29 protein-coding genes and 1 pseudogene are annotated in these 26,536 nt (G+C 61.4%); 12 read left to right on the forward strand and 18 right to left on the reverse strand.

Annotation, left to right across the window (positions count from 1 at the left end; genetic code table 11):
- Positions 1 to 318: 318 nt before the first annotated feature.
- The gene (locus tag AOT96_RS31495) at positions 319 to 579 is read right to left on the reverse strand and encodes a WhiB family transcriptional regulator (protein ID WP_065353026.1); all 261 of its coding nucleotides are present in this window, start codon (positions 577 to 579) and stop codon (positions 319 to 321) included.
- Positions 580 to 878: 299 nt separating this feature from the next.
- Here AOT96_RS31495 and AOT96_RS31500 point away from each other — a divergent pair, with 299 nt between their 5' ends.
- Complete coding sequence (locus AOT96_RS31500) at positions 879 to 2,051, forward strand: DUF6615 family protein (RefSeq protein ID WP_065352981.1); 1,173 nt, start codon at positions 879 to 881, stop codon at positions 2,049 to 2,051.
- Here the strand turns inward: AOT96_RS31500 and AOT96_RS31505 are convergent.
- Genes AOT96_RS31505 through AOT96_RS31515 form a run of 3 tightly spaced genes read right to left on the reverse strand, consistent with a single transcriptional unit; the run spans position 2,036 to position 3,890 of the window.
- Entirely contained in the window at positions 2,036 to 2,764 is a 729-nt protein-coding gene (locus tag AOT96_RS31505; RefSeq protein ID WP_065352982.1) for a hypothetical protein, read from the reverse strand. The two genes, AOT96_RS31500 and AOT96_RS31505, sit on opposite strands and share 16 nt — an antisense overlap.
- Positions 2,761 to 3,639, reverse strand: a complete 879-nt coding sequence (locus tag AOT96_RS31510) for an RAMP superfamily CRISPR-associated protein (RefSeq protein ID WP_058227813.1) — start codon at positions 3,637 to 3,639, stop codon at positions 2,761 to 2,763. The genes AOT96_RS31505 and AOT96_RS31510 overlap by 4 nt, the downstream gene beginning before the upstream one ends.
- The gene (locus AOT96_RS31515) at positions 3,639 to 3,890 is read right to left on the reverse strand and encodes a hypothetical protein (RefSeq protein WP_231917495.1); all 252 of its coding nucleotides are present in this window, start codon (positions 3,888 to 3,890) and stop codon (positions 3,639 to 3,641) included. Before AOT96_RS31515 ends, AOT96_RS31510 begins: the two co-directional genes overlap by 1 nt.
- A gap of 1,264 nt (positions 3,891 to 5,154) precedes the next feature.
- Between AOT96_RS31515 and AOT96_RS31520 the strand changes: the two genes are divergently transcribed.
- A complete protein-coding gene (locus AOT96_RS31520) occupies positions 5,155 to 5,796 on the forward strand; it encodes a polysaccharide deacetylase family protein (protein ID WP_268875645.1) in 642 nt (213 codons plus the stop codon).
- Entirely contained in the window at positions 5,793 to 6,005 is a 213-nt protein-coding gene (locus AOT96_RS31525; protein ID WP_058227815.1) for a hypothetical protein, read from the forward strand. Before AOT96_RS31520 ends, AOT96_RS31525 begins: the two co-directional genes overlap by 4 nt.
- A gap of 264 nt (positions 6,006 to 6,269) precedes the next feature.
- Here the strand turns inward: AOT96_RS31525 and AOT96_RS31530 are convergent, their stop codons facing one another.
- From AOT96_RS31530 to AOT96_RS31540, 3 genes and pseudogenes are all read right to left on the reverse strand, one after another.
- The gene (locus tag AOT96_RS31530; RefSeq protein ID WP_412778654.1) at positions 6,270 to 7,148 is read right to left on the reverse strand and encodes an McrC family protein; all 879 of its coding nucleotides are present in this window, start codon (positions 7,146 to 7,148) and stop codon (positions 6,270 to 6,272) included.
- Positions 7,114 to 7,533: pseudogene (locus AOT96_RS36665) on the reverse strand (hypothetical protein); the annotation flags it as partial. The gene AOT96_RS31530 and the pseudogene AOT96_RS36665, both read right to left, overlap by 35 nt.
- A gap of 260 nt (positions 7,534 to 7,793) precedes the next feature.
- Positions 7,794 to 8,459, reverse strand: coding sequence for an McrB family protein (locus AOT96_RS31540; RefSeq protein ID WP_167349896.1), 666 nt, complete (start codon positions 8,457 to 8,459; stop codon positions 7,794 to 7,796).
- Between the two features lie 279 nt (positions 8,460 to 8,738).
- Between AOT96_RS31540 and AOT96_RS31545 the strand changes: the two genes are divergently transcribed.
- A complete protein-coding gene (locus AOT96_RS31545; RefSeq protein ID WP_021344811.1) occupies positions 8,739 to 9,461 on the forward strand; it encodes a type IV toxin-antitoxin system AbiEi family antitoxin domain-containing protein in 723 nt (240 codons plus the stop codon).
- Between the two features lie 13 nt (positions 9,462 to 9,474).
- The gene (locus AOT96_RS31550; RefSeq protein ID WP_058227819.1) at positions 9,475 to 10,395 is read left to right on the forward strand and encodes a nucleotidyl transferase AbiEii/AbiGii toxin family protein; all 921 of its coding nucleotides are present in this window, start codon (positions 9,475 to 9,477) and stop codon (positions 10,393 to 10,395) included.
- Between the two features lie 169 nt (positions 10,396 to 10,564).
- Here the strand turns inward: AOT96_RS31550 and AOT96_RS31555 are convergent, their stop codons facing one another.
- Complete coding sequence (locus tag AOT96_RS31555; RefSeq protein ID WP_058227820.1) at positions 10,565 to 11,227, reverse strand: winged helix-turn-helix transcriptional regulator; 663 nt, start codon at positions 11,225 to 11,227, stop codon at positions 10,565 to 10,567.
- Positions 11,228 to 11,289: 62 nt separating this feature from the next.
- On the opposite strand from AOT96_RS31555, the gene AOT96_RS31560 reads away from it, so the two are divergent.
- A complete protein-coding gene (locus AOT96_RS31560) occupies positions 11,290 to 12,168 on the forward strand; it encodes an alpha/beta fold hydrolase (protein WP_058227821.1) in 879 nt (292 codons plus the stop codon).
- 274 nt (positions 12,169 to 12,442) lie between these two features.
- Here AOT96_RS31560 and AOT96_RS31565 read toward each other — a convergent pair whose 3' ends face one another.
- From AOT96_RS31565 to lpqV, 8 genes are all read right to left on the reverse strand, one after another.
- Positions 12,443 to 14,299 carry a hypothetical protein gene (locus tag AOT96_RS31565; RefSeq protein ID WP_058227822.1) on the reverse strand — a complete coding sequence of 619 codons (1,857 nt, stop codon included), beginning with the start codon at positions 14,297 to 14,299 and terminating at the stop codon, positions 12,443 to 12,445.
- A gap of 36 nt (positions 14,300 to 14,335) precedes the next feature.
- The gene (locus AOT96_RS31570; protein WP_058227823.1) at positions 14,336 to 14,644 is read right to left on the reverse strand and encodes a hypothetical protein; all 309 of its coding nucleotides are present in this window, start codon (positions 14,642 to 14,644) and stop codon (positions 14,336 to 14,338) included.
- 45 nt (positions 14,645 to 14,689) lie between these two features.
- A complete protein-coding gene (locus AOT96_RS31575) occupies positions 14,690 to 15,247 on the reverse strand; it encodes a type 1 glutamine amidotransferase domain-containing protein (protein ID WP_058227824.1) in 558 nt (185 codons plus the stop codon).
- A gap of 44 nt (positions 15,248 to 15,291) precedes the next feature.
- The gene (locus AOT96_RS31580; protein ID WP_031333594.1) at positions 15,292 to 15,480 is read right to left on the reverse strand and encodes a hypothetical protein; all 189 of its coding nucleotides are present in this window, start codon (positions 15,478 to 15,480) and stop codon (positions 15,292 to 15,294) included.
- A 307-nt stretch (positions 15,481 to 15,787) separates the two neighbouring features.
- The gene (locus AOT96_RS31585) at positions 15,788 to 15,979 is read right to left on the reverse strand and encodes a hypothetical protein (protein ID WP_128636545.1); all 192 of its coding nucleotides are present in this window, start codon (positions 15,977 to 15,979) and stop codon (positions 15,788 to 15,790) included.
- 73 nt (positions 15,980 to 16,052) lie between these two features.
- Entirely contained in the window at positions 16,053 to 16,283 is a 231-nt protein-coding gene (locus AOT96_RS31590) for a hypothetical protein (RefSeq protein WP_021344801.1), read from the reverse strand.
- 861 nt (positions 16,284 to 17,144) lie between these two features.
- A complete protein-coding gene (locus AOT96_RS36405; RefSeq protein ID WP_257784575.1) occupies positions 17,145 to 17,270 on the reverse strand; it encodes a hypothetical protein in 126 nt (41 codons plus the stop codon).
- Positions 17,271 to 17,787: 517 nt separating this feature from the next.
- Positions 17,788 to 18,285: a lipoprotein LpqV gene (gene lpqV, locus AOT96_RS31595; RefSeq protein ID WP_021344800.1), complete on the reverse strand. Its 498-nt coding sequence runs from the start codon at positions 18,283 to 18,285 to the stop codon at positions 17,788 to 17,790.
- A 623-nt stretch (positions 18,286 to 18,908) separates the two neighbouring features.
- Between lpqV and AOT96_RS31600 the strand changes: the two genes are divergently transcribed.
- On the forward strand, positions 18,909 to 20,786 hold the full coding sequence (locus AOT96_RS31600) for a BCCT family transporter (RefSeq protein ID WP_021344799.1): 1,878 nt from the start codon (positions 18,909 to 18,911) through the stop codon (positions 20,784 to 20,786).
- A 60-nt stretch (positions 20,787 to 20,846) separates the two neighbouring features.
- Positions 20,847 to 22,169, forward strand: a complete 1,323-nt coding sequence (gene nhaA, locus AOT96_RS31605) for a Na+/H+ antiporter NhaA (RefSeq protein ID WP_058227825.1) — start codon at positions 20,847 to 20,849, stop codon at positions 22,167 to 22,169.
- A 36-nt stretch (positions 22,170 to 22,205) separates the two neighbouring features.
- On the opposite strand, the gene mihF is transcribed toward nhaA, so the two are convergent.
- Positions 22,206 to 22,592: an integration host factor, actinobacterial type gene (gene mihF, locus AOT96_RS31610; protein WP_063892140.1), complete on the reverse strand. Its 387-nt coding sequence runs from the start codon at positions 22,590 to 22,592 to the stop codon at positions 22,206 to 22,208.
- Positions 22,567 to 23,019: a hypothetical protein gene (locus tag AOT96_RS31615; protein ID WP_065352984.1), complete on the reverse strand. Its 453-nt coding sequence runs from the start codon at positions 23,017 to 23,019 to the stop codon at positions 22,567 to 22,569. Before AOT96_RS31615 ends, mihF begins: the two co-directional genes overlap by 26 nt.
- 424 nt (positions 23,020 to 23,443) lie before the next feature.
- Between AOT96_RS31615 and ehuB the strand changes: the two genes are divergently transcribed.
- The 4 genes from ehuB to ehuA are packed head-to-tail and all read left to right on the forward strand — an operon-like array spanning position 23,444 to position 26,509.
- Positions 23,444 to 24,340 (forward strand): ectoine/hydroxyectoine ABC transporter substrate-binding protein EhuB, encoded by an 897-nt coding sequence (ehuB, locus tag AOT96_RS31625; RefSeq protein ID WP_058227829.1) that lies wholly within the window; start codon positions 23,444 to 23,446, stop codon positions 24,338 to 24,340.
- Positions 24,341 to 24,358: 18 nt separating this feature from the next.
- Positions 24,359 to 25,090, forward strand: coding sequence for an ectoine/hydroxyectoine ABC transporter permease subunit EhuC (gene ehuC, locus AOT96_RS31630; RefSeq protein ID WP_058227830.1), 732 nt, complete (start codon positions 24,359 to 24,361; stop codon positions 25,088 to 25,090).
- On the forward strand, positions 25,087 to 25,731 hold the full coding sequence (gene ehuD, locus AOT96_RS31635) for an ectoine/hydroxyectoine ABC transporter permease subunit EhuD (RefSeq protein WP_058227831.1): 645 nt from the start codon (positions 25,087 to 25,089) through the stop codon (positions 25,729 to 25,731). The genes ehuC and ehuD overlap by 4 nt, the downstream gene beginning before the upstream one ends.
- The gene (gene ehuA / locus AOT96_RS31640) at positions 25,721 to 26,509 is read left to right on the forward strand and encodes an ectoine/hydroxyectoine ABC transporter ATP-binding protein EhuA (RefSeq protein ID WP_058227832.1); all 789 of its coding nucleotides are present in this window, start codon (positions 25,721 to 25,723) and stop codon (positions 26,507 to 26,509) included. The genes ehuD and ehuA overlap by 11 nt, the downstream gene beginning before the upstream one ends.
- The last annotated feature ends 27 nt before the right edge of the window (positions 26,510 to 26,536 follow it).

Here is a 26,536-nt window from a genome sequence, read left to right on the forward strand (position 1 = left end):
TTTCGCTTGCTGGCCGGATCCACGAAATCCGCGCCTCATGCTCGTCTGCGTGCAACGGAACAGAACCCGGATCATCTGGGTGAACGCCCGCCCACGCTGATTGTTCTGACACAAGATCCGCCACCGTCGCCCACGTTTCCGAGGTACAAGGCGGGTTCACAACAGCCGCTTTGGCGAGTGCTCGGCGGGTAGCTCCACTGAGGCGGAGGAGCTCTGTACCGCAAATCCCTCGATCCCAGATATACCGAGCGAGTTTGATGGAATCGGCATATTCCGCGGCCTCCGCGTACGAGGTATGAGTGAAGTCCACGTGGGTGGTCACGGCTGCACCCGCGGATAGCGACGGCGCCGCTCCGAGGCAGTCAACCCACCCCAGACACCGAAACGCTCGTCGTTCGCCAATGCGAATGCCAAGCAGTCGACACGAACCTCGCATCCTGCGCAGACCCGCTTCGCCGGCCGGACAGCTTCTCCCGGTTCAGGAAAGAATGCTTCGGGATCAGTACGTTGGCACACAGCTCGCTCCTGCCAATCGACATTCCCAGCGATATCGCCTGGGTGAATCTCGTTGATGGTCATCGCAACCACATCTCCTCTACACATCGGCCTCTCGGATTGACGGGCGAACGGTAGCGAGGGACCTGGACTGCGTGAACCGGAGCGGAAGGCCGGCCACCCTTTTCGACTTTCACATCGTGGACGCGAAGCGGCGTCCTACCAGATCAGTACACTTCTGTGTACTGCAAAACGACCGGTAGATTTCTAAGCGTTCGCTCCCAGACATGCGATCCTCTGACGCCGGCACCCCTTGTCCGGCGGCCCAACCAACCGACGGGATACACGTGCCAACTCCAACCTCTTCCACGCCTGGCCCAGTCATGACGCGGCTCGCAACAGCGTTGTTCAGGAACGCACAAAGCGCCGGCCGAAACTTTAGGGACGGAGAACTTCACAACATCCGCCAAGGTGAAGAAGGAACCACCGAGCGGATCTTGCTGCACCTCACGAAAACCATTCCCGAACTCCACGTCGGAGCCTTCAACCGCAGAGAGGAATCCCGCTACGGTGCGGACTGGGAATGGTGGATCTCGGACGGCTCGAATAAATGGTTTCACCTTGTCATCCAGGCCAAGAAGCTTCAAACGACTCCGGCGCACCCGGCCGGGAAATACAAGATAAAGCACAAAATTCGATCATCCGGCATGCAGCAGATAGACCTACTCGACCTCTACGCCCGAAAGAGCGGAGCGCAGAGCCTATATGCGCTCTACAACCCCGCGGCTCGCGGCGTCCGGTACAGCGACCACAAGTGCTGCCTCGGCCCCTCCGGCGACCGAATCACTGCTGTCAGCGCAGATGTATTTCTCAAGCGGTTCCCACGTACCAAAGGTCTAATCGATGATGTACCCCTAGCAGCGATCCGTGAGCACGCGCTCCCCTGGTCGTGCCTGGCAAACGACCGTGTCACCACACACGACGTGCCGCCGCCAACAGGGCCTTCCCCGCTGACCTTCATGCAATTTGCTCAGTGGACAGTCACGCAAGATGACAGCGGGGACTCGCTTGGCACGTTCGATTCGACCAGCGCGGCATATTCATTGCTCGTCAACTCCGCGACAATGAAAGCCCTTGCACAAAGCCAGGACTGGTTCACGCGGAACTATCGCCACTACCTCGACGACTGGAAGGGAGTAGAGAGACCGGGGTTGCCCGAAGAATGGAAGGACGCGCAGAAGATTGCCACATCTCGGCGCGAATCTTCCGACGAGCTTTTCGAGCAACAGCGAATCAGGATCTTCGACCGCGCTGAACTCCCTGCCTACGTTTCTGCCATCCTCAGCAACGAACCGATCCCCGAGGACGTGCGGCACCCCTTCTCAGACCTCGGCGCTGCTCCCAAACAGGTCCTCGCACTCGTCGCACCACCCCCACCAGACCAGCCGACCGAGCCCTCGCCCGTCGAGTGGCAAAATTCGATGCATACGACCTGGTACCCGCATCGAGTAACAGGCCCACCAATCCCGCAGTCGAACCGTTACCGGGGCAGATGAAGTTCGCGCATGCGCGTCGGGTGCATGTAGGGCGGACGAACACCAGCCAGCCCGAAACCAGCGGTGACCGGCGTATCTCGCGAGCCCGTCACACATGCGGCCGGTGTCGTGCGTCCCAGCGTGCCGTCGGGGTGCTCGTGCGAGAACTTCCACGGATCCTCACCTGCACGGTTCTCGAACTCCCACCGCAGAACATGCCCCTCACCGTGTGCGCGTTTCTTCCCGATCACATCGAGACCGGACAATATCGCCGCGACGGCCGTCAGGTCACCCACACCGCGCCAGGTGACAGTTCGGGAATTGGTGATCATCAACGGCATGTACCTCGCCCGGTAGCGGCCTTGCCGGTCCGAGATCACTGCCGGCACGCTCGACGCGAGTTCCTCGAGCCCTCGGTGATCAGTTCTGCTCGCCCAGTGCCGCACCACCGGATCCCCCGCCGGGTCTTCAGGGAACGAACACGTCGCGCACCAATGCCAGTCCGCACCCGCCAGAGTGCAGCGCGCCAGCGGTAATTCGAGATCCGGCGGGGTCTTCTCCGGCGAGAGCGCCGGCACGTATTCGCCGCGGTCGAGGGCGCCTGCTTTGTGGTCGGCCCACAGTTCAGCAGCGAGGATGCCGTCCAAGGCGATCCCCCAGGGGCTTGCATGTGCCAACCCGGACGAGAGATGGGCCCTGACCAGGAAGGGAGCGAAGGCAGTGTCTGCGTTCATGTCAGCCACCCCAGTGCCTCGATCACGTCTTCTCGTAGCGGTTCCAGTTCCGCTCGCCAGTCCGCGACCTGCGGGCCGGGGCCCGTCAACACGGTCAGCTCCGACTCGGCGCGGACTCTGCCGTGCCCGATCGCGCTACGCCCACCCAGGAAGCCGTCTCGCGAGAATCGTTCCCACACGTCACTGAAGAAGGCGATGTCGCGGTCGGTTGCCCGGTCCAGCCTCAGGAAGGTTTCGAAATGTGTTCCTGCGGGCAGCGTCTCGACCTCGAAGCGCATCAACATCGACGTCTGGTGCGCCGACGTTCCCGAACCGGGCACGGTGTCGGCATCGAAGGGCGCCGGAAAGGACTTGGTACCGGCGTCGTCGAAGCGGCTGTAACTTTCCAGGGACATGAGCTCGAACTGCGACATCAGCACTCCCGGGTAGGGCCTGCTCATGATCGATTCTGTTTCCTTCACTCGGGGAACAACTTTGCCGACTTTCAGACATCCGTCGATCGGCGGCGCACCGCCTCCGTTGCCCCCGAACAGACTGATCGGCGGGACCAACTCGCGCAGCCGCTGACGCCGGCGGCCCGTCAATCCATCGCCGGCGACTTTGCTCAGGTTGCCGCCGTTGCGCAGTGCGTGCGCCGCGGAGAGAAGTATCTGTCCTTCGTAACCGATCACATCGCGGAACAATTCCTCGGCGGTGCGTCGCAATGCTCCCCGCAGCGAGTTCCCCGACACGACCGGTACCAGCACTTTCCTCCCGTCGGGCTGCAGGAGCGGTTCGCGGCGAAACAGTGTCGTCGTCGTTTCCGACTCCTCACCCTTCTGCGAAATCGACGACAGGGCAGTCAGTTCGACATCCCACCTCACGGTAGAGCGCATCAGCTGACCTTCCTCGCGGCGCGGGCAGCGGCAACTGATTCGGCCACGATGCGGGTGCGCAGGACATACGCCGTGGGACGCTCCCGCAGCAGTGTCAATACCGGCTCCGATTCGGCCCGCAGAAGAGCTGCCAACTCCAGCCGCTCATCGGTAGTTCGCGGCTCGGATTCGAGCGAGCGTGAGACCACCGACCACCAACGATCGAGGTCGGCTCCTCCGACATAAGTGGCAACGCGGACTCGGTTCGGCAAATGCTGCGTCCAGTACGTCGCCCGGCGCCGGCCCACCCTACTGCGCAGTGAGAACTTCCTGAAATGACCTTTGACAGCCTGATCTGGCGTTGTCCGTGCTATCGGGTTATCTCTTCGTCCCCGCCCCGAACAAAGGGCCTCACCGCCCAAACCGTAGCGATGAGGGGTAACCGAAAGACGGAGTCACGATTCCTGGAGTGGATCGATTTGCCCGATGTCGTCATCGGGTAAGCATAGATCACGATGCAATTATGAAGAGAATTCTCATTCATCCGGCAGTGTGTGAGCGATATTTCAATCCGAACCTGCAACTATCACCAAATTTTGTTAACGAACAAACACTTTTTGTAGTGAAACTGGGCGACGGCTGCATACGAGGAACATGCGAATACCTCTCCGTTGCATCACCCGCTTCATTCACAACCAAATGACCGGGCATACACACAATTTCTTTGTACTCCCAGTTCAGGGCCTCACGCACTCATCTACCGGCACTGTTTGGCGGTGAACAGCAGTCCGTTGAACTCCCCAGGGGCTCCCCCGGAACGTGCTTGAAAGCAATCTTCACCGCCTCATAGCGCAGACGAATGCGGTTGGTTAGTTTCGGCAAATGGCAGGCTCTGACGGTACCGATAACTTCGCACTGCGCACCGCCGTGGACAGCACCACATCGATCCGAAGTCAGCTACTCGTTAGGATTCACTCAAGATAGTTCAATCCCGAAATTTCGAGGGTCACCCACGAACGGTTCTGCCACATGCTGTTGATCGAGGTGGCAACTTATATCGGATGGCTGCACGCACAGAGTTTCATTGACGGAAGGGCGCAATATGCTTCGCGATACCGCAGCGACGACATCCGCGACACCCCTTCTCAGAGCTTCTTGCGCTTACGCCCACTGCGCACACCACAACGATGCATCCACAACGGCCATCATTCCGAGCTCGATGAACACACTCCGCCGCGGAGATTCACCCGAAGTGGCGGTGCCGAAAAATATGTACATCTGCGAAGGTGAGGACCGTTGACGCCCCTCAATCGACCGAGATCATCTCGCGAGCTCGACCGACGTAGATTTCTCGCCCTGGCAGCCCTGGGGATTCCCGCCGCGATCGTGTCATGCGCGAGTCCCCCGACTCAGATAGTGGCAACAACAGAGAGCCAAGCACTTCCCTCAGCGGCGGCACCCCCACCAGAAACTGCACCGGCATCTCTTCCCCAGTGGGATCGAGCGCCCTCGCGGTGGGGAACAGAATTGCCCGGCGTGCAGACCCTCGTCCCAACCACTTCCCAAAAACGCACGATGGCATTGACATTCGATGTATGTGGAGGCCCCGGAGGCTCGTCGCTCGACCGACCATTGATCGCCACGCTACGCAATTTTGCAGTTCCCGCAACACTGTTCCTCAACGAACGGTGGCTTCACACCAACCCACGCGAAGCAGCCGAGTTACGAGAAGATCCACTCTTCCGAATCGAGAACCACGGCTCACTCCACGTACCGCTGTCCGTTACCGGGCGTCCCGCGTACGGCATCGCGGGAACGCCTGATCCCTCTGCTGTCGTCCACGAAATCGACAGCAACCGCCAATTGCTCAGCAGCGCGCTGGGAGTGGACAGTCGATGGTTCAGAGCAGGCACAGCGCACTACGACGATGTCGCTATCGCAATCGCACACGACCTCGGCGTACGTATCGCAGGTTTCGCAGTCAATGCTGATGCAGGCGCGACAGCATCAGCAGGAACCGTGTCCCGCCAACTGCGGACAGCACCAGATGGTGCGATAGTTCTCGCCCACGCGAATCAGCCTCACTCCGCAACAGCGGAGGGCGTGAAGTCTGCACTGTCCCTCCTCACCTCTGATGGCTGCCGCTTCGTCCACCTTGATGACATGGATGCGCTATGACTGACGCTCACAAAGGCCCAGCCCAGCTCAGCTCCGATGCAAGCAACTCCCCGAATACCCTGAATGCATTGATCATTGATGCTCTACGGCACGGCCAGGTCAGGTCGAGTTCGCTCGCGGGCGGTGCGGCCGTGATCGAAATAGCAGGTCGGGAGGAATCCGAGGCTCGCTCCCATGCCTCGTTGGAGGTGCTCGCGGCGCATCCGTGACCCTCGCGCACCAGATCTCCAGGAACGCACAAGCCGAACATCCTTTACCCGACACGAACAACAAGGTCATAGCGGCGTTGGCGGTCGCACTGGATAGCGCGATGAGGGTAGCCGGGCACTGAAACCGCTCAGCGTGGTTTCAGTGCTCGCCGCTCATCGAGCAAGGTCCGGAGCAAGACAAACCGGAGGCACTCGAGACGTCGACAAGCCGATGCGTCATCGGGCCCAATGCGTCATCCATCAGATCCTGCTTGCCCTCAACGACTACGAGCCGTGTCCGACCACCGAGAATTCATCACCGTGCCGAGCCCTCATAGTCTCGACGAGCGTGTCGATCGAGGCCAGCAACTCCGCTGGCGGCGTGGTCAGGTCGAGTGCGTGGCAGTAGATGGTGATGTCGGCGCCGACAACCTCGACTGCATGGGAGGCGGTGTCGCCTTTCGCGTAGATCAGGTGACCTTCGCGGAGGCCGAGGGCGGTGCAATAGGCGGTCAGTTGGTACATGTCTGCGTTCGGTCCGGTCTTGCCGGAAGTGATCGTTTTGTACTTGGCGTCGATCACCGCCACGGGCTTGTCGTCGCTGTTGCACCAGGTCAGGTCAGGTTCGATCGTGACGGTGCGGCCGTGATCGAGGTAGCGTGTCGGGCCGGATCCGGGGCGCACTCCGGTGCCGCCGCGGCGGGCGATCGCAGCGGCGGTGGTGGTCATCAGGAAATTCTCGAACACTTTCCACATGTCGAGGACGAAGCCTCGCACGACGACAGTCCCGATGCGGTGCTCGGTGGACCGATGCTCGGTGATCAACTCCGCCAACTGCAATGCCCAGTGGTAGCGCTCGTTCAATCTCGTTCGCGCCGGGGACGGTTCGGCACCAGCGGTGGGCGGTGTGACGTCTGCGAGGGCGCGGCGGAGCCTGGCCAGCCTCGTCTGCAGACGGGGCGGGACTACCGCGGAATCGAGCAGAATCACGGTGGCGGCGAGCAGCAGCTGGTTTTCGGCGATGTCTTCGTCGTATTCGTCGTAGCGGATCTCCACAGGCAGTGCGAGCGAAGAATCGTCGGGTGATCTGATCGCCCGCGCGTAGCCGCCCGCGCAAGACCGGGCCCGAGTCTTCGACTTCGCGGTAGCCGGAGAGCAGTCCACGGGCGGTCGCTCGCTCGGCGGCGACGACGAACGCTTCGGCCAACGCCGCAACCAGGTCGGTATCCGTGTCAGCGAGTGCGGTGTGCTGCGACCACCACGCCGGGTCACGGACGTATCCCATCATCCACATCACGCAGCTGATCGGCGTTTTCGGTTCCACCCTCACAGTGAGAGCACCGACGGTCACGGCACCGACCTTACGGGTGGCGGCCAGTGTGAACACTCCGGGAGTGGTCGTGGGTGTAACCGTGACCAGCCCAGTGGCCGCGAACGCGGCAGCACCCTCCGGCGTCAACACCACCCGCGGGCGGCACACCAGGCAGCCGGCACAACCGTAACCGCATGGTGCCCGCTCGAAGAGGGTCACCGTAACCGGATCATTCACCGGCGGTCAGGCTCTTCTCCAGAGCAGCAAGGCCGTATCGGGCTTCGAGATCCACGGTGCGGTCCCCGAAGTGGAATTCTTCGAGCAACGGGATGATCGCGATGCCGAAATACCTGCGCCAATCCCCCGTCGCTGTGGACGGCCGGACGCATGAAATACGAGGGTCCGAACAGGTGCGTCCGGATCGTCGATTGCAGTATTCAAGGCGTGGTGCAGGTCCGCGACACGCTGCGGGTACTTGCGGGCGGTGAGCCAGCGTCTCAGGACCGATTTCGTGGGCTCCTGCGCGGGGTGCAGCGGAATGAATCCGAAGCGGCGGCGCATGGCGGTGTCCACGAGAGCGATCGAGCGGTCCGCGGTGTTCGATCGCGGAAGATGATCACCACATTGCGTGGCAGTGTGAACGACTCGACCTTGTCCGTGGAGTACATCAGATCGATTGCCTCGTCGCGGTATTCGAGCAGGAAGTACAACTCACCGAAAATCTTGGCGAGGTTTCCGCGATTGATCTCGTCGACGACCAGCACGAACAACTGATCCGGATGCTTGCGGGCGCGGTCGGTCAAGCGGCGCATCGGGCCCGGCTTGAGTTCGAAGCCGACCTGCCCATCGCTGCGCGGGGTGGGCCGGAAGCCTTCGAAGAAATCCTCGTAGCTGTAGGCCGGGTGGAACTGCACGATGGTGACGTTGTCCGGGCCGGCGAGATGCCGAGCCAACGTCTTCGCGATGTACGTCTTCCCTGTACCGGGCGGCCCGTAGAAGATCAGTTGCGGGCGATCACGCAGCAGATCGGTACCCGGGCCAGCCAGTCGAGATCCACATGCAACGAGTCCGCCAACTCTTGGTCCGGATCCACGATAGAGAATTCCTTGTGCCGGAACGAGCAATTCCTCGTCGGGCTCTTCGAGGTCGTCCATAATCGCCATCGGCCGCGTCAACCTCCTTAGGCGGTGTGACCGGCTTCCACATCGACTTCCACGGCGCTCGATAAAAGTCCTCACGCTCTCACTGCAACCGCGTGCCACCTCCGCCGCCGGGACGCGGCACGCGAGCTCGTCGCATAGGCCACGCCTTACCGACTCGGACATCGCGTGAACTGACTGAAAGACATCCCGACCGAACGAACTGGCTCAACAGCCATGAACATCATCGCAGTACTACTGCACATACTGCAATAATCACGCCCAGCGCATTACTATTGCAGTATGCGCAGTGACAACAAGGCCCTCGACCTGGCAGACCTCGCCGCCAGCCAATGGGGCCTGTTCACCACCGCACAAACCCGGGCCCTCGGATTTTCCACTCAACGCATCGCCCGTCTCGCCGACCGCGACACCATCGAACGACTCCGCCATGGGGTCTACCGAATCAGCGGCGCACCGAGCGTTCCCCACGAGCAGCTCCGCGCGGCGTGGCTGATGATCGAGCCGGCCGTCACCGGGGGCGAACGGCTCGATGCCGAGCATCCGGGCGTCGTCTCCCATCGCTCCGCCGCCAGACTCCACGACCTCGGCGACCTCGACGCCGATGTCATGGAGTTCGCGACCACCGGCCGCAAACAATCTCGCCTCGTCGATGTCCGATACCGCACCGCCCGACCAGGGCGGGAGCGGTGGACTCTTCTCGACGGCCTCCCCGTCAGCACCGTCCTCGCCACCATCGACGACCTCGCCGCCGACCACCTCGACGGTGGGCACCTCGCCTCCGTCGTACGCGACGCCGTCACCACCAACCTCGTCGACACCGACGCCTTGATCGCCGTGTTGGGGCAGCACGCGCACAAGTACGGCACCACGCCCGGTGACGGCGCAGGCCTGCTCGATCGGTTACTGACCGAGGCCGGCATACCGGAGTCGACGCTCGCGTTGAGTCGCCGCCTCGTCGCCGGCGGCACCGCCCCCGATATCGCAGCCACCGTTTCCCCCTGACACGAAGGAACACATGAGCACCGACAGACCGCCCCGCAGCAACAATCCGGCGGCATTCAACCGCTCCCTCAAGGACCGGATCCGAAACGAAACCACTCCCCGAGGCCGCAGCACCGAACAACTACGACGCGAGTTCTTCCTCCAACGCTTCCTCGCCCGCGTGTTCTCCGAACCCGGCGAGCGCTGGCTACTCAAAGGAGGCGCCTCACTCCTGGTGCGCCGACCCGATGCCCGATACAGCCAGGACATCGACCTGCTGCACACCTCCGCCGCCGTCGCCGACGCAGTGTCCGAACTCGTCGCGATCGCCGAAACCGACAGCGATCTCGACCCGTTCCGGTTCGTGTTCGACACCCCGCGGCTGATGACCGGCGGCGTATCCGGAGCCAGTGTGAAAGTGAAGGTCTACCTCGGCGCCGTTCAACTCGCCGACTTCCCCATCGACCTATCCGCCGAACTGGTCCCGGTCGGCGACGTGGACTACCAGCTTCCTCGCCCGGTGGTCGAGATGGACGAGCTGGCACCCATGCCGAAGTTCGCGTTGTACCCACTGCCACAACAGGTTTCCGACAAGGTATGCGCAATGTACGAACGGTACGGAGACCTGCAACAACCCTCAACGCGCTACCACGACCTGGTCGACCTCACGTTGATCGTGACCGCCTGGACCCTCGACGCAGCCCTCACCTGCACTGCCCTGCAACGAGAATCCGCACGACGCACACTGACGCTGCCAACCAACCTCGCCGTGCCTGCACCATCCTGGACTGCGGGCTATGCCAAAATCGCCAAAACCGTACCCGGACTCCCCGAACACGCACGCGGAATCGACGGTGCACTACGCATCGTCGGCCAATGCCTCGACCCACTACTCGGCCGGCACCTCGACACCGGAACATGGAACCCGATCGAATCGAACTGGTCCACCCAGTAGAGACGACAACCTCGAGAGAACCCGCCCTGCACACCCACGCCCATCGGGAACTCGTCATCGCCGGCGCCATCACAACTGAAAGTCCCTAAGAAGAGCACTCATTTCGGACTATCCCGACAAAAATTACGCGAAATCTTCCTCCGCAACCAAACGCCGAATCCAAGGTCGCCTAGATGCTGGGCCTCATCGCGAGCCCCGCCGTAGCGCTGGGCGCCTCGAATATTGCGCGTAGGGCGGCGATGTCACCGTCGATGACGACTGCCGGAGCGATGGCGTCGACGGTCAGCACTCCGGCTGCCAGACCCAGCACGATTGGGGCTTCGGCACTCAGAACGGCGTCGACATCCCGCCCGTCCGGCAGGCCGACATCGATACCTGTGGGTGTGGCGCGGAGTTGGATACAGTCGTCTGCAACCGAGATGTTCACCGCCGCTGTCTGATCGACTGGGACACGGCCGGTGAACAATGCCGGAAGGGCCAGCAACATCCACTCGGGCCGGAACGCGTCGTCTTCCGGACCGCGGATCATCAGCGGCGTCGACCACCGGATCAGGCCGTTGATCGGCTCGCGAAGTTCGGCACCCCACGCGGTCAAGGCGTAGGTGATTGCATTCCCGCCTTCGGACAGGCGTCTTTCGATCACACCAGCGGTCTCGAGGTCGCGCAGGCGGCCGGCCAACAGGTTGGTGGCGATGCCGGAGAGGGCTTCGCGCAGGTCACCATATCGAGCGGGCCCCAGCAACAACTGCCGGACGATCAGCAAATTCCACCGGTCACCGATCACATCGAGAGCTCGGGCGAGTCCGCAGTACTGGCCATAGTCGCGGCTCATAACACCTGCTTTCTAAAATAAAGTGTGCTTCACTATATCAACCATCAACTTTGCGAGGGCGCATGACGACGACAACACGGCCATCCTGGGTCGACGACGACCTGTTCCCGTTCGAGAGTCGATTCGTCGATATCGACGGAAACACCGTCCACTACGTCGACGAGGGCTCCGGCCCCACATTACTTCTGCTGCACGGCAATCCGACCTGGTCATTCCTCTGGCGCGAGGCGATCAATGCGCTCCGCTCCGACTTTCGATGTATTGCCCTCGACTACCCGGGCTTCGGCCTCTCGACCCCCAAGCCCGGCTACCGCTACTTTCCCGAGGAACACGCCGACGTCGTCACCGGATTCGTCGACGCACTCGGCCTTGACGACGTCACGTTGGTAGGCCAGGACTGGGGCGGGCCGATCGGACTGGCCGCCGCCCAGCGGAGACCGGGTGTTTTCGATCGACTGGTTCTCGTCAACTCCTGGGCGTGGCCGGTCAACGCGATCCTCCACTTCGAAGCCTCCGCGCGCATCATGGGCAGCCTCCCGATCCGTTTCCTCGTTCGCCGGCACAATTTGCTCGTCAACGCCTTCCTCCCGACCGGGCACCACCGCCGCAAACCCACCACAGCCGAGATGACCCACTACAGACTGGCCCTCGATACCCCGGAGCGACGACAAGCCACCGCTGTGCTTCCCGGCCGGATCCTCGCCAGCCGCGACTTCTTCGCCGAGGTCGAGGCCGGCCTGCCCGACCTCGCTCACCTACCCACGCTAATCGTGTGGGGTGATGCGGACATCGCCTTCCGCCGGCAGGAACGCGAACGACTGGAAGCGACGTTCCCCGACCACACAACCGTGATCGTCACAGGCGCAGGCACCTACGTCGAATCCGACGCCCCAGACGAGTTCGTCGCCGCAATCCGCCACTGGCACACACCCCGACAGTGACACCCGTCCGTGCAGGGAAGTACCGCTGGCACAACGCAATCAGTGGACAGTTAGCGCTTTGTAGTAATTGCGGGCGATACAGGCGCGCGGAGGTCCGAGGGTGTCGGTCTACCGATGGGTAGAACACCGACAAGGACCATTTTCGGTGTCTCTGTCGCACTGTGAGCGCGCCGAGCAATCCAGACATTGTCATCGACGCCGGAGTAACCAGCATCGTGATTGCTGTGGTCCCCGACTACGAGCAACCCGAAAGGCGGACCCGTCGCGGTATAGTTCACCGCTTGTGACAAGTAGCTACTTTCCACCGCTTCTCGCGTGCACTTCCCCGTCCGCCTCTTAATTTCGGCCACGAAATGGCTCCCAGGCCCGGGGTGTACGTGATGTCCGTTCGCCCTCCCGCGACGTCGCTGATCTCACGTTTGACGGTGCCCGGCGTCAGTGTCCCACTCAAGTGCTGATGAAGATCGTCTTGTAGTGCCTTTTCGTGCCAGGAACCTGGTTTTCCGTCTTTGGTCGGCTGGGCTGGCCCAAGGTATGCGGTGCGGGCTCCGTACAGGTTGGCTTGGGCGTCGAAACGGTCGTAAAGGAAGCGAAGGACCTGCGCAACGAGCGAGGTGAAGTAGTGACTGTCCGGTGGGGTCCAGGCCGGGCTCGTCGACAGTTCACCGAGAAGTAGTTCGAGGTGAGAATCGAATCGAGCATTGCCGGTCGGAATGTAACCCTTCATGATCTCTTGAGCGCGCTCGTCCAGCTTGTCGAGAAGTGCTGGATCAAGGTTGTCGCGAAGAGACGTTGTGCCGTCACGGAACAAGGCAGCCAAAGCCGGCCTGTCTGCAAGCTCTTTTCCCGGCACCGCCTCCGCTGCCTTTGATTTAGGGATATGTTCTTGCACGGCCACGTACAACTTATGAGCATCCGAGTTGCTTTTGAACGCTGAGTCAGTGGTGAGTGCCTGTTCGAGTTGATGTCGCAAGCCCTCGGTTCGTAAGAACGCCGCCTCGATAGTCGGGCTGACGAGTCGACCGAGAGCATCCGGCTGCCCGGCCACGTGGGCGTGCACGCTGCGGCTCGCAATATAGACATCGAGCAGATTGTTCAGGGCCACAACCGGATTCCACCAACTAGGTTCCTTTAGGTGACCACTCGCGGTGCAGAGAGTAGTAACGAGACATGACCACGCGCTCTGCGCCGAACCTCGGGCACTTAGCCAAGTCAGTTCGTGGAATCGGCCGCTCCAGGCAGTGAACAATGCAGTCGTTTCGCTGAGTCGGTCAGACGCCTCGCTTATGCGTTGGTCCGCGCCTGCCACTCCTTGACCGAGTTCGAGGAACGCAAGAACTGCCTCAACTGCGGCAGCATACGCTCGAGCGTCTAGGCGAGCTTCGTGTGTGCGATCTAATTCCGCGAAACGGAACAGGGCGCGACGCAAATATTGCTCGGTGGCGGAGGCGTCCGCTGCGTTGAGAGCTTCACGAACGTCTGCTATCGCCAACTCGAAGGATGCATCGGCACGGGAGGCGAGAGAAAGATTTGGTCGGTTCTCCAGCATAACTAATACTTCGAGAAGATCGGACTCGCCGAAGTGATCGTGTGCAAGACCAATCAAAATCGGTAACCGTTCTAGTGCATCGGCAGGCTCGGCCCCAGTGATCTCCGTGAGCAGCACCAGCAGTCGATGCGGATTGGTATATCCACCGACGGCCAAGCGCAATAGCCCGGAAACTGCCGGATGCGCAAGCGCCGCCGCCTCTGTCTGCGATTGTGGCGTGAAGGCTACTTCGGCAAGTTTCGTCAAGTCACGCGCCAGTCCGGTGCTGAGTCGAGCGGACATCACAAGGTGCGCGCAGACCGTGTCGAGCGCCTCGGTCAGGATCCAAGCGGCATGAGGACTCCGAAACCCCCGTGCGACGGCATCAAGTAGTACATTCGCCTGATCCTCCTGCAGAACGTCGAAGTCGCGGGCCACTGCATTGACCAGGTAAGGAAGCAGAGGGCCACCCGCTACCCGTTCCGCCTCGCTAGTGACGCGTTCAAAGCCGCCTAGGTCGTCGAGCGCAGGACCCAGATCAGGTTCCTCGACGGAAGCATGGCTCGCCCAGTGCGCCAGCGATTGATCGGAAGTCGGAAACAACGCACTCCTTTCGCGGCGAGATTTAGGTGCCCACCATTAGAACAGATGTTCGCCATCGCTCGTGATGACACGGTCATCCGGAAGTAGATTATCGACGAGCGCGGGATCAGCTGTAGTAAAGAAGATTTGTAGGTCGGGAATCTCCTGTGCGATGGCCTGGAGCTCCGCGATCAGCGTTCTAGCGGGCACCTTGGTGACTTCTTCCGCTGCGATCGAATCGATCAGCAAGAGTCCGGGGTGCGCGGTCACTCCACGGTCCGCACCGGTGCGCAGCAACGCAATGACAGTTGCGATGCGCATACGCAGACGGTCACCGCGGCTCAGCTTTTTGAAGATCGTCGGCACACCAGACTTCCCTCAAGGCGCGCCTCGTTGCTTCTCGTCGAGGACTCATACAGCCGCGAGCGTGTCGATCAGTTTCCTACAGAACGCTGGGAGATCATCGGGGTTGCGGCTCGATATCAAGGTATTCGGCCCTGAAGTACAGACGACCACTTCTTCGTCTACCCATGTGCCGCCTGCGTTCGTGATATCGGTACGCAAACTCGGCCACGACGTCAGCGTACGACCGGCCACCACGCCGGCTTCGACCAGCGTCCACGGTCCGTGACAGATCACTGCGACAGGCTTCCCGGCATCGAAGAAACTCCGGGCGAACGCCACCGCCTCGGGATTCATGCGAAGGAAATCGGGGTTGGCCACACCACCAGGGAGTACGAGAGCGTCATACTCAGACGACGACGCCGATTCGACCACCGCGCCCACGTCGAAGACGTCAGCTTTGTCGAGATGGTTGAATGCCTGGATAGTTCCGGATTCGGTCGAAACAATCGACGGCCGAGCGTTTTCCGCAACCACTGCTTCCCACGGATCCGTCAGCTCGACTTGTTCGACTCCCTCCGTCGCCACGAGGAATGCCACTTTCTTCCCTGCGAGTAACTCGCTCATACTTGAACGTCCTCCCTCATGTTCGTCACCCGCTGAGCGACTGCTCAGCTGGATGCGCCCTCGGTGTCGTCGAAGAACGACCATTCGCCATCATGGTGAACTTCCATGCGCCATCCCAGTTCCGTATTGTCGGCGCGGGCGTCCACGAACCAAGCGTGCGCATCGTCAGCGCTCTCGATGTCGCGCGTCGCGGTGACGTCGCCTGCAGGATTGATCACTCTGTAAGTAGCCATTCAGTTCACCTTCCCCAGCCGATGTTTCTTCAATCATCGGTCGCGATGCCGGCCGAACACGTACCCACGCCGATCGTCCGGTTCGCCTTCGGGGGAACGGGCGATTGTCGCTGATGCGCGATCTGAGTCGACCGAAGTAGATCTACGGCTTGCTGGCCCTTGCATGTCGCCGATACGCAAACCGTCGGCGATCATGTCGCACGGAGGCGCGAAACCATCGGAAGTCGAGACACATCACCACACCCATGCCGATACTCAGCATCACAAGCAACAGAACAACATTCAGCACCGTGTTTCCACCCTTCGGTCAGGCTGCGGTCACGCCGCGAAGCGCGGTAGGCGTCGATTCACTCCTTGCCGAGGCCGCGGAAACCTTGGCACGTGGCAGCTCTCCGGCCTCTCTTGCCATACAACGGTCTCCGGAAGGCGCGATTCCCACGATCTCGCGCCACCACATTTCGCGCTCTTCGGATTCCGTCCACTCCACGACATCCACCACGGGCCCTCCTTCACCAACCCCGATTTGTTACCCCGCTCACGCATTGAGGAAACGTGACTTCGACTGCGGCGGGTCAGCGCCGTTCCGGTTGCCTTACAACTGTGCGAGAGCGTCGGGTTCCGTGATGCCCACCCGGAGGCAGTTTCGTGGGCAACAATTGACCACGATCGTCGTAGCGCTGCACATCCAACCCTTGACTGCTCCCGCCGTTGGTTGCGGTGGCAGCGAGAATCGCCTGGTTGTCGGACTCGAAGAACTCGTCGCCGCTCGATCCGTCCGCGAGCGTTATCCTGTATCGCTCCATCACGCCACCACCGTTTCCGATGCGAAACCTTCTCGTAGGCAGGGGGTTTCGATTTCGCGACTTCTCTCGTCCGCCGTGGCACCCTCGCTTCGAGGAGCGATGACCGAATGTTCGAGTCGGCGCCGCATCCACTCAATATCTCACGCGTATACCGTAGATTTTATATATCATTTGGATCAGATCAATTCAAGATCCCGAAGAGAAATGATCAGATAAGGAGGCATGGTGCCGCACACATCCGGTCCCCTCCCTGCTGGCCTTCATGGCATCTCGGCGCCCACGGACCTGCCGGGGTTTCACCATCGCGACACCCCTCTACAAGGAGTACGGGCTGATCATCCAGGTCCGAACACGAGGCGGCACACGCCGGTACAGCGATGCGGCCCTCTCGCCCTCTCACGACTGGGCCGCATCGCGGAACTGATCGCAGACGGAATCGACCTGATCGACATCGGGCGACCCGCCAGGTTCGCCGCTGGGTACGCCACCCAGCCGGGCCGCGCATGTCGCCGGCAGCCACGGATGGCGACATGCGTTTGAGAGTGCCCACCCGGCGTGCCGTCGGGGACGCCGGGTGGGCTGGTGTGCGCCGCAGTCCGGGGAGACGGACGCGCAGTTCAGACGGCCCGCCGGCGCCTACAGGTGACGAGACTCCGACGGACCGATACACACCCGAGCTGAACAGGCACCGGGCATGCAATCCAGGTGGTCCGCTGCAAGCACGCAACTGCAGGGGTGTACTCACTGCGGACCGTGGGCAGCCTAACCCGCCAACACCGCCGGGTAAAGGCAATCAAAAGGCGCGGCGGCTCCGGAGCGTGGGATTAACGTTTATCGTTCCTGGTCAAGCACTTTCGGTGTTCAGCGAACTTTTCCGTGCCCTAGCGGCGCGCCGGAAGGATGCGTCAACGTCGCAGTCCAGGCGATGACGGCGATGGCAGAGCCCAGAATGGCTGCGGGCACGATGTACTTCGGCCAACGGTCCATGCACGTCAGCGTAGCGGCGCAACCCTGGGCGGCGCGAGCGAGAAAATTCGTAAGCCTGCGCAAACACTGTCACTACGAGAGCGACCCACCCCCGGCGAGTGACAGCCGGTAGGGCAGGCCGTGCGCGGCAGCCCCGAACTCGTATGACTGTCTTGCCGCACCGTACGAGTAGCCGGATATCGGAAATCGAAACTCCGGCCGAGAAGTATCTGGCCGGGGTTTTCCTCGAACATCGTCGACGCCGAGCACACAGCCCATGACGCATGGGCCCTTCCGCTGAATCGAAAATCGGCGAAGAAGATTCACGGAGGCGGGCTTCGTTTCGACCAGGGATCTAGAGCAGGTACGGACTACCCCCAGGCCCACCACCCGGTCCCGATCGGTCGTCACCAGCAGCCAGACGTGTCGGTGCAAGCACTGGCCGGGCCGCCGTCTCGCCAGGCGGACGGGTACAGCCCGGTCAGCCAATTCCCCGGGCACCAAGACATTCGCCGCAGACCACCTGCTCCATGGATACTCAGCATGCACCACTCGCTGCGGCACGCAGCGCTGCGATGATTGCTGCTTGCTCGGGAGGGGTGGCGTTCTTCCACGATCTGACGGCGGTTGCTTGGATCATTGCCAGCACCGCGTCGACATCGCCGCCGAATGTCATCACCGTGGGACGGACGTCGGTGCAACTCTGGGCGAGTTCTGCCGCCGAGATCTCGAGCGGGACGTTGACTGCGGTTGTCAGTCCTTCGGGGGTGACTTCGTAGGTTTCTGTACCGGGAGATGGATGAGCGATTCGCGAGTGCGGCGCAGCAGGTTGCATCGATGCCACCACGGTAGGCCGACTTCTTGTCATCTGGCCGGTCTCCGCGCCAGCAACCTCGTTGTTCGGATCGCCGCTCGTCGAGCACGACATCGTCAACGCTGCTGGAATCAGAAGCGCGCTGAACAGTCGGACGATGCTGTGCCGGACGAGAGTGCCGCGGTGTGCTGGAGGAAGTGTTCGGTCCGATTTTCTGTTCACGGTCGGTCCCCCGTCATGTCTTGCCCTCGGGAAAGGGCGTGCAGGTAGCGGCGTTCCCACATGCTTTCGCGCCGATACGCTCGAATATGCTTCGGCCAAGAGGTGAAGAAAGCGGACGAGTGAAATCCGAGGATCGGGCAGTAACTCGCAAGCGACCCGACGAGTGGACTCATGTCTCCACTACAGGATGAGAAACAACATCGCCACAAGGACAACGCATGACATTGCTGCCGCTAGCGGCACCAGGATCGGCGCAGTGTCGTGATCATTCATGCGTTCTCCGCCGCTGCCTCATCAGAGCCGGAATTCTATCCCGGCAGGAGAGTGTCCGGCAACATATCCCGGCTGCGGGCATCTCGACCATTGGAGTCTGGCGAGACCACGATGAGGAATCAGAAAAAACCTCTCCCGGCATCCAACTCTCGTACCGCAACGAAGGCGCTTCCTCACCGGATCCACCGGTTGCGATTTGAGCAATCGCAGCATCAGCCTCTACGGTCGGACAAGCTCGAGCACGCCTACTAGTCGACATCGGTCACTATGTCGGGCGAGCGCGATACACGCTCCTACGGGTTGTGTTCGTGCCGTGATCGTCCGATGTGGTGGCTTCCTGAGGAGGACACGTGAGCGCACTGAAAGAAGCGTGGCAGGGAATCCGAAAACCGGTTTTCGTTCCCGCATCGATCGTCATCGTGGCCATGATCGTGTTTTCGGTGGTCTATGCAGGTACAGCGGAAGATGCGTTCGGATCCCTGAATTCAGCGATCAGCGACGGCATCGGATGGTGGTACATCCTCACCGCCACCGGTTTCGTGATTTTTGCGCTGTACTGCGGCGTCAGCCGTGTCGGCAACATCCGGTTGGGACGTGACGACGAGCAGCCCGAGTTCGGGATGCTCTCGTGGTTCGCGATGCTCTTCAGCGCCGGTATGGGCATCGGCCTGGTGTTCTACGGAGTAGCCGAACCACTTTCGCACTATGTGAACCCTCCCGTCGCGGGCGGAGTCGCTGGATCCACGGACGCCGCAGCCAATCAAGCGATGGAACTGACGATGTTCCACTGGGGTCTGCATGCCTGGGCCATCTACGTCGTCGTCGGTCTGGGTCTGGCATACATGACCTACCGCAAGGGCCGCCCGCTGTCGATCCGTTGGCTGCTCGAGCCCCTCCTCGGACGCGCTCGCATCGAAGGCGGTATCGGTCATACGATCGATGCGATCGCGATCATCGGCACGTTGTTCGGTGTCGCTACCTCGCTCGGTTTCGGCGTGCAACAGATTTCGGCCGGTCTGGATTACCTCGGCTGGGTGGAGACCGGAAACGTGCTGACGGTCGTCCTGATTACTTGTGTCACCGGGCTGGCCACGTTTTCCGTTGTCTCCGGAGTCTCCAAGGGCCTCAAGTGGCTCTCGAACATCAACATGGTTCTCGCCGCGAGTCTCGCGATCTTCGTCCTCGTACTCGGCCCGACTCTGTTTCTGATGCAGTCGTGGGTGCAGAACCTCGGCGGGTACGTCCAGGCTTTGCCTGAGCTGATGCTGCGCACGTCTCCGTTCGCCGAAGACGGTTGGGCTGGAGCGTGGACCATCTTCTACTGGGGCTGGTGGATGAGCTGGGCACCGTTCGTCGGCATGTTCATCGCGCGCATCTCACGCGGCCGCACCATCCGCGAATTCGTCTTCGGTGTACTGCTCGCCCCCACTGTCATCGGATCTCTGTGGTTCACGATCTTCGGGGACTCCGGCATTCTGCGTCAGCGCAACGACGGCGACATGCTCACAGCGGACGGGGCAGTCGACACCAACACGACCTTGTTCCACCTTCTGGACGGTCTTCCCTTGTCCACGGTGACCAGTGTCCTCGCCATCGCAGTGGTGGTGTTCTTTTTTGTCACCTCCTCCGACTCCGGCTCTCTGGTCATCGACATCCTCTCCACCGGCGGCGATTTGGAGACACCGAAGATCACACGGGTCTACTGGTCGGTGCTCGAGGGAGTGGCCGCAGCGGTACTACTCCTCGTCGGCGGAAGTGGCTCGTTGACAGCGCTGCAAACCGCGTCGATAGCGACCGCGGTGCCCTTCTCCATCGTGTTGGTACTCGCATGCGTATCCATGCTTAAAGCATTCCGCTACGACGTGGCCACCACCCCGCGATACTTGCGCGTCTCCTCGCACGGTTCGGGCGCCACCACCGGCGAGGAACCGCTGCCGACAGAGAAAGCCCGCGGAAAACGCCACCCCAGTGGCATCTCGGCCACCTTCGCCGGCCTTGCTCCCTCGACCCGGGATCTTCCGAAGCAGGACACCGACGAGCATCTCGTGCTCGCAGTACACGAGGTGTCCTCGCACTCCATCGACGTGGATCCCGCGACCGGTGCGATCGCATACTCCGGCAACGGAGTACTCGACGATCCGCTCGGCGGCGAAATCTTCGATACCCCCGAATTCGCGCAGTCAGCAGAAGGACACGCCCAGGCCAGCGGCCGCGACGAGACCGTCTAACTCTGCATCTGGGAACGAGAGAGTGCTCTCGCCAGTGCCCACCGAAAGCAGGCTGCACCCATGACGCAACAGCCGCCCCGCCCTCCTGCCGGCAAGCGGGCGCTCTTCGCACGTGGCTCCTGGACGGAAACAGCGCGTATCGCTGCCCTGTTACGCGGAGAAACCGTCGGTGGTGCTCTGTTGCTGGCCGCCACGGTCGTTGCGCTCGTCTGGGCGAATTCGCCGTGGTCGAACGCCTACGGCGCGCTCTCCGAATTCCGAATCGGCCCCAGCGCATTGGGGTTGGATCTGCCGTTGGAGACCTGGGCGGCAGATGGGCTGCTGGCGATCTTCTTCTTTGTCGTCGGGCTCGAACTCAAACGTGAGTTCGTCGCGGGCGATCTGCGTGATCCTGCCCGCGCAGCGCTTCCGATAGCTGCCGCCGTGGGCGGCATGCTCACCCCGGCGCTCATCTTCGTCCTGGTCAATCTTCGGACCGGGGACGGGGCACTGGCCGGCTGGGCCATCCCGACCGCGACCGACATCGCGTTCGCCGTCGCGGTGTTGGCGGTGGTGAGCACGCACCTTCCCTCGTCCCTGAGAACATTTCTGTTGACCTTGGCGGTGGTGGACGACCTTCTCGCCATCACCGTCATCGCGATCTTCTATACCGACGATCTCGATGTCGCGATGTTGGGGGCGGCCCTGATTCCGTTGGCCTTGTTCACTCTGGCGGTCCAGAAGAAGGTGCGGTCGTGGTGGGTTCTCCTACCGCTCGCCGGTGCGACCTGGGTACTGGTACACGAATCCGGCATCCATGCCACCGTGGCCGGAGTGCTCCTCGGGTTCGCAGTCCCTGTCATTCGTAGTCCGGCCGCCGGGGGCCCGGATGCGGGCCCAGGCTTGGCGGAACACTTCGAACGCCGCATCAGGCCTGTCTCAGCAGGTTTCGCGGTACCGGTGTTCGCGTTCTTCGCGGCCGGAGTCACGGTGGGCGGAATATCAGGACTGACGAATGCCTTGACCGATTCCGTTGCGCTGGGCATCATTGCAGGGCTGGTGGTCGGCAAAACGGTCGGGGTGTTCGGCACGACCTATATCCTCGCCAGGTTCACCCGGGCCGTACTCGATGAAGGTTTGTCCTGGATCGACGTCTTCGGGGTGGCGATTCTGGCGGGAATCGGCTTCACGGTCTCGCTGTTGATCGGAGATCTCGCCTTCGGTGCAGGCTCCTTGCGCGATGACCATGTCAAGCTCGGTGTTCTCGCCGGCTCCGTTCTGGCTGCTCTGTTGGCGTCGATCGTGCTTCGTCTGCGTAACCGCGCATACCGGATCATCGCCGAGAACGAGGCCCGCGACGACGACGGTGACGGTATCCCCGACGTGTATCAGTCGACCGATTGAATTCGGCTACAGCAGCGGCGACGGACATCGGGTCCGCTACCGAAATTTCTTGCGCCACTGGATCGGGTAGGTGGTGGCATCTATCAATTGCTGCCGCTGCCGCGCGCGAAGGCCTCCGAGGCGGCGCGCACTGTCGATTCCGATGCCGTCCAACAGGCGTTGCGCGCCAACAGGTCCCACGCCGGGTAGCGATTTCATCAAGTCTACGACCTTGATGCGGGCGATGATCTCGTCACGATCTGCCGCGTCGAGAACATCTCGTACACCGATTTGACTGGCCTTGAGTTGCTGGAGCATTCGCGCACGGGCCATGCGGGCATGTTGGGCGTTGACGAGCCCGAGGCGGCGTTGTCGATCGGTGAGCGGTGGAGGTCTCACAGTTACCCTCGGTGCGCGACTATTCTCGTGCCGCCGGAACCCCATCTCGTGGGTTCTCGAAAATTCGAACAGCTTGCGCAACAACAGAATAAGCAACAGAGGGAACGTGGGCTTCAACAGGCAGCGCCGACAGCTTCTCCTTGGTCAATGCCGAATTCAGTGCCCGCAGCGGTGTCGCCGCCCGACCCATCCAGGGCGTTAAGACCTCCACTGCGCTCGTGTGAGGAACACCGAGACGCCCCACTTCGTCGACGACCTTGTCGAAGGTCAACCACACCTGATTGTCGAGTTGTTCGGCGAAGAGGGTGTAAGCACCCCAGGTCCATTGAGCACGTTGAAGATTCGCACTCACACTGATGGCACCGTCAGCGGTACGACCGCGTAACTGCCCGCCCTCCCACACCCAGTCGATCACCGGGTCGGGTTCGGTTCGCCTGTGCGGTGTGGACATGTCGATCGCGTTCGCTCTCATCGTTTCCTTGCGCTCATGCAGGTGCTTCGGTTGCGCAGAAGAGGCTCTGCGTCCCTCGGACTGGCGATCATGCAACCACGTTTGACCGGTGGTGTGAACCGAGGAATTCCGTCTCGAGTCGCACCCGGCCACTGTTTACGCAGGTATGCCTGGTTTTCGCGCGGCCGAAATCGATATACGACTGTGACATTGTCGCCAGTCGTGTGCGTCTGCGTGTTCAACATCGTTGTCTGGAACAACATTTGGACAGAACCCGCGCGAAAGACGGCGGTGTTGCTACCTCGATCACGGCTCGTGTTAGGTTCGAACCGAAGATCGCCGATCCCGGTCGAGCGCAGCGCACGCGCTCGACCGGAGGTAACGGCGCCACGAGAAACACCGACCTGGGCACAGTTGACCTCGGTACAACGGGAAGGCTCGATTCATGACAGGCATGCACTTTCGCGGTACCTCTCTGCGACGATCGTCGATCGCACTGGCAAGTGGTGCGATGCTCCTGACTGCCGTCACGGCGTGCACATCGACGAGCGACACAGACAGCGCCGATCACCTGCAGTCCCTACAGGACACAGGCGCGATCACGGTCGGGTTTGCCGGCGAAGCGCCGTACAGTTTCGAGGAGAACGGTCAACTCACCGGCGCAACCGTGGCGTTGCACCGCGAAATATTCTCCCGGTTGGGTATCGACACGGTCGAAGGGGTCAACGCCGACTTCGGCTCTCTGATCCCTGGACTGCAGGCGAACCGCTTCGACGCGGTCAGTGCGGGTATGTCCATCCTTCCGAAGCGATGTGAGCAGGCCGCGTTCGGTGACCCCGAATTCAACTACACGACGGCCCTGATGGTTCCGGCGGGCAACCCGCAGAACCTCACGGACATGGAGTCCATCGCGGCCTCCGGCGCGAAACTGGCCACCATGACAGGTGCGATCGAATCCGACTACGCCGATGCACTGGCCATTCCTGCTGTCCAAGTGGCCTCACCGCAAGACGGGATGGACGCCGTTACCTCCGGTCGTGCTGACGTGTTCGCATTGACCGCCATCTCACTGAACTGGATGAAGAACAACAACCCCGGCGCTGCTGTCGACGTCACTGATTCCTTCGTCGCCACGATCAACGGAAAGCCACAGGTCGGGGCAGGTGCGACGGTCTTCCGCACCGATGACACCGAACTTCGTGAGGCCTACAACGCGGAACTTGCGAAAATCACCTCGGACCCGCAGAAATATCTCGAGATCGTCGGCCCCTTCGGGTTTACGAAAAAGGAACTCCCCGACCCGGCACTGACCACTGACAAGTTGTGCTCGGGAGCCGCTTGAGGTAGCTGGTAGCTCCCCATGAGTACGAATATCGATGCCCTTGTCGAGGCGTGGCCACGTATCACCGGCGGTGTCGCGGTCACCGCCGCACTGACTCTCGGCGGCGCAGCATTGGCCTTTGTACTCTCGCTCGTCCTCGGCTGTGCGGTCGGTGTGCGCAACCGTTGGATGAGGTATCCGGCGCGGGTGGTGATCGAGTTCTTTCGAGGAACTTCCCTTCTCGTACAACTGTTCTGGCTTTTCTACGTACTTCCGTTGTTCGGGTATCAACTCGAACCGATGTTGTGCGGAGTTCTGGCGCTCGGTCTGAACTACGGCGCGTACGGCGCCGAGGTGGTTCGGGGAGCGATGGCGGCTGTACCGATCGCGCAGAAGGAAGCATGCATCGCCCTGGGTTTCTCACCGTGGCTGCAGGTACGCAAAGTCCTCTTCCCTCAGGCTTGGGTACAGATGGTCCCTCCGCTGACGAACCTGCTGATACAGCTCCTCAAAGGAAGCGCCCTGGCCAGTTTCATCCTGCTTCAGGACCTGACTTATCAGATCGAGCAGCTGCGCCGCGGGACCGGCGACACGATCTTCGCGTTCGGCGTGGGACTGATCATCTACTTCGTTCTTGCGTATGCGTTGACGTTGGTGATGAACGTGGTCGAGATCCGTGCCAAACGCCGACTCGGTCTCGGGCCGTCGCTGCGAGAAGTACTCAGCATCAAGCCCGACCGAGGCGATGAACTCGTAGGAGTGGGGCGATGAGCGTCGAATGGAGTTGGCAACGCGCCGCTGACGCACTCCCGCTCCTGATCGACGGCTTCACGATCACTTTGCTGGCGACAGTGCTCGGAATGGCAATCGCATCGGTTCTCGGTTTGGTGATTGCGATCGCTCGCCGCACCTGCCCTGCGTACGTGCGAGTTCCCCTGCGCTGGATCACCGAGTTCATCCGGCTGACCCCGCTCGTCGTCCAACTCCTGTTCGTGTACTACTTGCTTCCGCAATTTTCCGCGCTGCAGATCGGTATCGGTGTTCTGGGTGTCCACTATTCGACGTATATGGCCGAGGTGTACCGCGCAGGAATCGAAGCGGTTCCCGCCGGACAATGGGAGGCTGCGCGAGCCCTGTCTCTTCCGACGACGAGAACGTGGCGAGCTGTGGTTCTTCCGCAGGCGGTACGCGCCACCCTACCGGCGCTGGGAAACTACGCGATTTCCATGTTCAAGGACACACCGTTCCTCTTCGCCATCACGGTGGTCGAATTGGTCACCGCTGCACAGCAATACGGAGCAAGAACCTTTCAATATCTGGAGCCGATCACGATGGCAGGAGTGATCTTCCTCCTCGCCAGCTACCCCACGTCCGTGCTCATCCGACAAGTGGAGAAACGTCTTGCCTACTGACGAGAACACCCGCTCGGCGATTTCGTTCGAGCACGTGGTCAAACGATTCGGCACGCACACCGTGCTCGATCACCTCGACATCGCGATCGAGCGCGGGGAACGCGTCGCATTGATCGGGCCGAGTGGATCGGGGAAGACGACCATCCTTCGGATTCTGATGACACTCGAGAAGATCGATTCCGGACTCGTGCGTGTCAACGGCCAACCGTTCTCCCACGAAATCAAAAATGGTGAGTTGGTGCCCGCCGGTGAACGACACCTACGCGCCGCTCGCGCCAGGATCGGGATGGTGTTCCAACAGTTCAACTTGTTTCCGAACATGACTGTCCTGGAGAACATCACCGAAGCGCCGATACACGTTCTGCGCCGAAGCAAGGCCGAAGCAGATGCCCGCGCCCGTGAATTACTCGCCCTCGTCGGGCTCGCCGACAAAGAACACGCCCACCCAAACACACTGTCGGGAGGTCAACAACAACGCGTGGCCATAGCCCGAGCATTGGCGATGGACCCCGAAATCCTCTTGCTTGACGAAGTCACCTCGGCTCTCGATCCGGAATTGGTCGCCGACGTCCTCGACGTACTACGAACAATCGCTGCCACCACGGACATCACCATGCTCATCGTCACCCACGAAATGGGGTTCGCGCGCGATGTCGCCGATCGAGTACTGGTCTTCGACGCCGGAAAGATCGTCGAGGAGGGCCCACCGGAACAGATTTTCGACTCCCCCACCCAGGACAGGACGCGCACCTTCCTCAAAGCGGTTCTCAAGCATTGATCGCCCGGTATGCCGTCACCGCAATCT

The organism is Rhodococcus sp. 008, from assembly GCF_001682295.1.
Classification (GTDB): Bacteria; Actinomycetota; Actinomycetes; order Mycobacteriales; family Mycobacteriaceae; genus Rhodococcus_F; species Rhodococcus_F qingshengii.

What these genes read in the sequence shown, in the direction of transcription:
- AOT96_RS31555 (WP_058227820.1), bottom strand. Translation starts at nt 11,227, where the DNA reads ATGAGCCGCGACTATGGCCAGTACTGCGGACTCGCCCGAGCTCTCGAT.
- ehuB (WP_058227829.1), top strand. Translation starts at nt 23,444, where the DNA reads ATGACAGGCATGCACTTTCGCGGTACCTCTCTGCGACGATCGTCGATC.
- AOT96_RS31590 (WP_021344801.1), bottom strand. Translation starts at nt 16,283, where the DNA reads ATGGAGCGATACAGGATAACGCTCGCGGACGGATCGAGCGGCGACGAG.
- mihF (WP_063892140.1), bottom strand. Translation starts at nt 22,592, where the DNA reads ATGGGGTTCCGGCGGCACGAGAATAGTCGCGCACCGAGGGTAACTGTG.
- nhaA (WP_058227825.1), top strand. Translation starts at nt 20,847, where the DNA reads ATGACGCAACAGCCGCCCCGCCCTCCTGCCGGCAAGCGGGCGCTCTTC.
- AOT96_RS31510 (WP_058227813.1), bottom strand. Translation starts at nt 3,639, where the DNA reads ATGCGCTCTACCGTGAGGTGGGATGTCGAACTGACTGCCCTGTCGTCG.
- AOT96_RS31560 (WP_058227821.1), top strand. Translation starts at nt 11,290, where the DNA reads ATGACGACGACAACACGGCCATCCTGGGTCGACGACGACCTGTTCCCG.
- AOT96_RS31615 (WP_065352984.1), bottom strand. Translation starts at nt 23,019, where the DNA reads ATGAGAGCGAACGCGATCGACATGTCCACACCGCACAGGCGAACCGAA.
- ehuD (WP_058227831.1), top strand. Translation starts at nt 25,087, where the DNA reads ATGAGCGTCGAATGGAGTTGGCAACGCGCCGCTGACGCACTCCCGCTC.
- AOT96_RS31500 (WP_065352981.1), top strand. Translation starts at nt 879, where the DNA reads ATGACGCGGCTCGCAACAGCGTTGTTCAGGAACGCACAAAGCGCCGGC.
- AOT96_RS31525 (WP_058227815.1), top strand. Translation starts at nt 5,793, where the DNA reads ATGACTGACGCTCACAAAGGCCCAGCCCAGCTCAGCTCCGATGCAAGC.
- AOT96_RS31550 (WP_058227819.1), top strand. Translation starts at nt 9,475, where the DNA reads ATGAGCACCGACAGACCGCCCCGCAGCAACAATCCGGCGGCATTCAAC.
- AOT96_RS36405 (WP_257784575.1), bottom strand. Translation starts at nt 17,270, where the DNA reads ATGGACCGTTGGCCGAAGTACATCGTGCCCGCAGCCATTCTGGGCTCT.
- AOT96_RS31540 (WP_167349896.1), bottom strand. Translation starts at nt 8,459, where the DNA reads ATGGCGATTATGGACGACCTCGAAGAGCCCGACGAGGAATTGCTCGTT.
- AOT96_RS31580 (WP_031333594.1), bottom strand. Translation starts at nt 15,480, where the DNA reads ATGGCTACTTACAGAGTGATCAATCCTGCAGGCGACGTCACCGCGACG.
- AOT96_RS31505 (WP_065352982.1), bottom strand. Translation starts at nt 2,764, where the DNA reads ATGAACGCAGACACTGCCTTCGCTCCCTTCCTGGTCAGGGCCCATCTC.
- AOT96_RS31575 (WP_058227824.1), bottom strand. Translation starts at nt 15,247, where the DNA reads ATGAGCGAGTTACTCGCAGGGAAGAAAGTGGCATTCCTCGTGGCGACG.
- AOT96_RS31545 (WP_021344811.1), top strand. Translation starts at nt 8,739, where the DNA reads ATGCGCAGTGACAACAAGGCCCTCGACCTGGCAGACCTCGCCGCCAGC.
- AOT96_RS31495 (WP_065353026.1), bottom strand. Translation starts at nt 579, where the DNA reads ATGACCATCAACGAGATTCACCCAGGCGATATCGCTGGGAATGTCGAT.
- ehuC (WP_058227830.1), top strand. Translation starts at nt 24,359, where the DNA reads ATGAGTACGAATATCGATGCCCTTGTCGAGGCGTGGCCACGTATCACC.